Origin of the sequence: Pseudomonas sp., from assembly GCF_037994325.1 — a bacterium.
In the GTDB taxonomy this organism is placed as follows: Bacteria; Pseudomonadota; Gammaproteobacteria; order Pseudomonadales; family Pseudomonadaceae; genus Aquipseudomonas.
Genome location: NZ_JBBNAH010000773.1, coordinates 1 through 2521, shown reverse-complemented (window position 1 = coordinate 2521; position 2521 = coordinate 1). Strand labels below are relative to the sequence as shown.

Annotated in this window: 3 protein-coding genes; all 3 read right to left on the bottom strand. The window is 60.8% G+C overall.

The genetic code is table 11. The features are described from left to right. Positions 1-77: 77 nt before the first annotated feature. Genes AAAB16_RS25995 through AAAB16_RS25985 form a run of 3 tightly spaced genes read right to left on the bottom strand, consistent with a single transcriptional unit; the run spans position 78 to position 2318 of the window. A complete protein-coding gene (locus AAAB16_RS25995) occupies positions 78-434 on the bottom strand; it encodes a DUF5329 domain-containing protein (RefSeq protein ID WP_340665968.1) in 357 nt (118 codons plus the stop codon). Then, positions 388-1215, bottom strand: a complete 828-nt coding sequence (locus AAAB16_RS25990) for a hypothetical protein (RefSeq protein WP_340665967.1) — start codon at positions 1213-1215, stop codon at positions 388-390. Before AAAB16_RS25990 ends, AAAB16_RS25995 begins: the two co-directional genes overlap by 47 nt. A gap of 23 nt (positions 1216-1238) precedes the next feature. Beyond that, positions 1239-2318, bottom strand: a complete 1080-nt coding sequence (locus AAAB16_RS25985) for a patatin-like phospholipase family protein (protein WP_340665966.1) — start codon at positions 2316-2318, stop codon at positions 1239-1241. Positions 2319-2521: the final 203 nt, after the last annotated feature.

Below are 2521 nucleotides of genomic sequence, written 5' to 3'. Positions count from 1 at the left end.
GTGATAAACCGGCTAGCCCCGTCGTCCCCGCGTAGGCGGGGATCCAGGTACACGGTCTGAAATTTTCCCCTGGCGATTTAAGGTTTACGAATCCTCAACAGCTCGCCATTCAACCAATCCGCCGACGGCTGTTTCTGCCCCGCACAGTCCACGCTGTAAGCCTTGCCGCTGATGCTGCTGCCGGTGGCTGCACGGTTGATAAAGTCTTCGGACGAGTCGACCAGGCCTTTGTTTTCCAGGTAGTCGAGCTTTTGTTGCAGGTGCATACGCGCTTCTTTGCCGTCGTAGGCACTGCCGTTGCGGATAAAGCTGCAGCCGCTGTTTTCCACAAAGGTCAGCAGTTTGCCGACTTCTGCCTGGGTCTGCGCATTCAGCGCGGCGTGGCTTTCAGTCGCTGCAAGCAGGCAGCAGCTGATGCAGATAATCCGCCACATAGGCGTGAAAACCACCATCGTTCCAGTACTCCATATGACTTAAAGGGGTGTGCCGTTTGTACCAAGGACCAACAGCCATGGCGCGGTCCTCAGCGACCACGGCGGCATAGTTGTCCAGCGGTCGCAGTGGATAGCCGAGGGCATCGGCCGGTGCATAGAGGTTAAGCCAGCGCGCCTGTTCGCGCACTTTTTCAGTCAGGCAGTGGCCCGGAAAGCGGATCGGCAAGACCGGGTTATAGGCAAAGGTGAACAGCGGAATATTGCAGCCAAAGGTGATCAGCCCGGCCAGGGTTTCCAGGCCTAAAAACGGGTCCAGCGCGCAGGTTGGCGTAGCGTTGAGCCGCTGTTGGTCCCAGGCGTAGTTGGAAAAAATATGCCCGCCCAACGAGTGCGCCAGCACCACCAGCGGCGTTTGCGCGCCGACTTTCGCGCGCAGGGCTTGCAAGCCCTGGCGCACGGTTTGGTGCACTTCCTGGTAGGTGGTGTCGTACGCCTCGCTGACCTTGCGGTAACCGCTGGCGTCGCCAAGAAACAACGTCACCGCGCGGCGCAACCAACGCCAGGTCACTGGTTCGGTTTTGAGTTTTTCCAGGTAGGCGAATTCACGGTCGTCCAGCACATTAGCCCAGTACAAACTCTGGAATGCCACCTGCTCGGCATGCTCGCCCAAGCGCAGGCGCAATTGCTGGATCAAGCGTTGAGCAAAGACGTGATGACCATCGCTATCCAACAGCGCGGGCTGGGTGCCAATGCCATGGATGATGGCAACTGCAAGCTTCATAACCGGTCCTTGGTGTTACTGCTTTAGAGGGCTTGCAGGCGGTCGCCGAGTTTGCCGCTGTCGACCAGTTCGAGGAACTCATCGCCCAGGCGTCGGCTGGCATCCATGGCGGCGCGCCAGTAGCGCTCGCGGCCGTTGTCGTCGCCCAGGTAGCGGGTGAAGTCCTTACGGTCCGGCAGCTTGCCGTGGGGCAGTTGCGCCAGGTAGTCGCGCGACGGCGCCAGTAGCAGCACGTTCTGTAGGCGAGCGCTGTCGCCTTTGCGCCACGGCAGGCCCTTGTCAAACCAGCCGGGAATCACCTTGTCGGTGAAGTGCGGGTACAGCACCACGTCGTCACCGCTGTAGGGCAAGTCGAGGTGGTAATCGAGCAGGCCGCCGTCGCGGTAAGTGCCGGCGCCGGCACCGGGAATATCGCGCACGCCTTCCATCACCATGGGAATCGAGCCCGAGGCCAGCAGGGCATGGCGCAGGTTGCCGGCATCCAGGTGCAGATAGCGCGAGGGGAAATCGCTTAAGGCGCTGAGCGGCGGCTGGCTGCGGCTGTCATGCAAAATTACCCGCTCAAAATGCCGCGACAAACGTGGACGGCCCAGCAGGTTATTGCCGATCACCGATGACAAGCCCAAACCCAGCGCGCCACGACGGTCGTGGGCCAGCAGGCCGAGGCTTTTGACCACCATGATATTCAGGCTGTAGTGCGGGTTGTTCAGCACATGGGCGTCTTGGCCTTCGAGCAAGTCATCAAGCATGCGCACGCAGCTTTGCGACACCTCGGCCATGGTCACGCCCTTGTTAAAACGCTGCTGGGTATACAGCTCGCCCAGGCGTTGAATACCAGCGGCGGCATCCGGCAGGCAGGCGCTGGCAAAGCGCCAGGAACCGATAGAAGCGCCGATTAATGCCCGTTGGCGTGGCGCGCGCGGCAGCCAATCGCCAAACAGCGCCAGGTCCAACCCCTGAATGCCGAGGGCTTTGGGGCCACCGGCCGCGCCCGGCAAAATGCCGACATCCGCCGGCGCCAAACCGCGCTCGCGAATACGCGCCAAGGCTTTACTGCCGGCTTTAAGAGTCAGGGCGGGGGACTTGATTTGAATCGCGCTCATGTAGGCCTCCATCACGCAAGGCCGGGATTATAGAGCGCTAGGCTGTAAGACCAAGAGGGTTTTGTTGTGTGAATGGTGGGGTAAAGCGTGCGGGAGAGGCGAGGGAGTTTGCGCGGTGAAAAAATTCACCGTCATTCCCGCGCAGGCGGGAATCCAGAATGCCGCGGCGAACAGCGTATGCCTTGAGATTCTGGGTCCCCGCC